This window comes from Pseudoalteromonas maris (assembly GCF_049257235.1).
Lineage (GTDB): Bacteria > Pseudomonadota > Gammaproteobacteria > Enterobacterales > Alteromonadaceae > Pseudoalteromonas.
In genome coordinates, this window is sequence record NZ_JBMMUF010000020.1 from 1 (window position 1) to 3,004 (window position 3,004).

The following is a 3,004-nucleotide window of genomic DNA, read 5'->3' on the forward strand; positions in this document are numbered from 1 at the left end:
TCTAACTTCTAACTTAACAGTCTCACACCATTTTGGCGTTGTATGGTTAAGCCTCACGGGTAATTAGTACAGGTTAGCTTAACGCCTCACAGCGCTTCCACATCCTGCCTATCAACGTTGTAGTCTTCAACGGCCCTTTAGTGGAGTCGAACTCCAAGTGAGAACTCATCTCGAGGCTCGCTTCCCGCTTAGATGCTTTCAGCGGTTATCGATTCCGAACGTAGCTACCGGGCAGTGCCATTGGCATGACAACCCGAACACCAGCGGTTCGTCCACTCCGGTCCTCTCGTACTAGGAGCAGCCCCTCTCAATTCTCAAACGCCCACGGCAGATAGGGACCGAACTGTCTCACGACGTTCTAAACCCAGCTCGCGTACCACTTTAAATGGCGAACAGCCATACCCTTGGGACCGACTTCAGCCCCAGGATGTGATGAGCCGACATCGAGGTGCCAAACACCGCCGTCGATATGAACTCTTGGGCGGTATCAGCCTGTTATCCCCGGAGTACCTTTTATCCGTTGAGCGATGGCCCTTCCATTCAGAACCACCGGATCACTATGACCTACTTTCGTACCTGCTCGACGTGTCTGTCTCGCAGTTAAGCTGGCTTCTACCATTACACTAACCGTACGATGTCCGACCGTACTTAGCCAACCTTCGTGCTCCTCCGTTACTCTTTGGGAGGAGACCGCCCCAGTCAAACTACCCACCAGGCACTGTCCGCAACCCCGATTCAGGGGCCAACGTTAGAACATCAAACATACAAGGGTGGTATTTCAAGGATGGCTCCACAATGACTGGCGTCACTGCTTCAAAGCCTCCCACCTATCCTACACATGTAGGCTCAATGTTCAGTGCCAAGCTGTAGTAAAGGTTCACGGGGTCTTTCCGTCTAGCCGCGGGTACACAGCATCTTCACTGCGATTTCAATTTCACTGAGTCTCGGGTGGAGACAGCGTGGCCATGGTTACACCATTCGTGCAGGTCGGAACTTACCCGACAAGGAATTTCGCTACCTTAGGACCGTTATAGTTACGGCCGCCGTTTACCGGGGCTTCGATCAAGAGCTTCGTCCAAGGACTAACCCCATCAATTAACCTTCCGGCACCGGGCAGGTGTCACACCGTATACGTCATCTCGCGATTTAGCACAGTGCTGTGTTTTTAATAAACAGTCCCAGCCACCTGGTCACTGCGACTCTCAAGTGCTTACGGAGCAAGTCCTTCACACTCAAGAGCGTACCTTCTCCCGAAGTTACGGTACTATTTTGCCTAGTTCCTTCACCCGAGTTCTCTCAAGCGCCTTAGTATTCTCTACCTGACCACCTGTGTCGGTTTGGGGTACGATTCGGTATAAACTGAAGCTTAGAGGCTTTTCCTGGAAGTATGGCACCAACAGCTTCCACTCCGTAGAGTGTCGTCTCGTATCTCAGCCTTAAAGAATCCCGGATTTTCCTAAGATTCAAGCCTACATACTTTCACACGGACAACCAACGCCGTGCCTGCCTAGCCTTCTCCGTCCCCCCATCGCATTTATACCAAGTACGGGAATATTAACCCGTTTCCCATCGACTACGCCTTTCGGCCTCGCCTTAGGGGTCGACTCACCCTACCCTGATTAACATGGGATAGGAACCCTTGGTCTTCCGGCGTGCGGGTTTTTCACCCGCATTGTCGTTACTCATGTCAGCATTCGCACTTGTGATATGTCCAGCATGCCTCCCGGCACACCTTCAGCCACTTACACAACGCTCCCCTACCCCGCGAACTAAGTTCGCAGCCGCAGCTTCGGTGGTATGTTTAGCCCCGTTACATCTTCCGCGCAGGCCGACTCGACTAGTGAGCTATTACGCTTTCTTTAAAGGGTGGCTGCTTCTAAGCCAACCTCCTAGCTGTTTTAGCCTTCCCACATCGTTTCCCACTTAACATACACTTTGGGACCTTAGCTGGCGGTCTGGGTTGTTTCCCTCTCCACGACGGACGTTAGCACCCGCCGTGTGTCTCCCGGATAGTACTCATTGGTATTCGGAGTTTGCATGGGGTTGGTAAGTCGGGATGACCCCCTAGCCCAAACAGTGCTCTACCCCCAATGGTATTCGTCCGAGGCTCTACCTAAATAGATTTCGGGGAGAACCAGCTATCTCCCGGTTTGATTAGCCTTTCACTCCTAGCCACAGGTCATCCCCTAACTTTTCAACGTTAGTGGGTTCGGTCCTCCAGTTGATGTTACTCAACCTTCAACCTGCCCATGGCTAGATCACCGGGTTTCGGGTCTATACCTTGCAACTGTACGCGCAGTTAACGCTCGCTTTCACTACGGCTACCCTAATCGGTTAACCTCGCTACAAAATATAAGTCGCTGACCCATTATACAAAAGGTACGCAGTCACCCTCGAAGGGCTCCTACTGCTTGTACGTACACGGTTTCAGGTTCTATTTCACTCCCCTCACAGGGGTTCTTTTCGCCTTTCCCTCACGGTACTGGTTCACTATCGGTCAGTTGGGAGTATTTAGCCTTGGAGGATGGTCCCCCCATATTCAGTCAAAGTTTCACGTGCTCCGACCTACTCGATTTCACTTATAAGACATTGTCGTGTACGGGACTATCACCCTGTATCGTGCCACTTTCCAGAGGCTTCCACTAACACCAAATAAGCTTAAGGGCTGCTCCGATTTCGCTCGCCGCTACTTTCGGAATCTCGGTTGATTTCTTTTCCTACGGGTACTTAGATGTTTCAGTTCTCCGCGTTCGCCTCTTACACCTATGTATTCAGTGCAAGATACCTGCAAGCAGGTGGGTTTCCCCATTCGGAAATCCTGGCCTCAAGCGCTTTTTACTAGCTTGACCAGGCTTATCGCAAGTTAATACGTCCTTCATCGCCTCCAACTGCCAAGGCATCCACCGTGTACGCTTAGTCACTTAACCATACAACCCAAAAGGGTGTGTATTTCAAGGACTGTTTAACTTCGCCAGAAGTTAGAATACTAAAGTAGACGCACAAT

The 3,004-nt window shown here is 51.2% G+C and carries 1 rRNA gene; it reads right to left on the minus strand.

The window, feature by feature from the left end:
- Nucleotides 1-42 precede the first annotated feature (42 nt).
- Nucleotides 43-2,927: ribosomal RNA gene (locus tag AAEU32_RS15770) — 23S ribosomal RNA — on the minus strand.
- Nucleotides 2,928-3,004 lie beyond the last annotated feature (77 nt).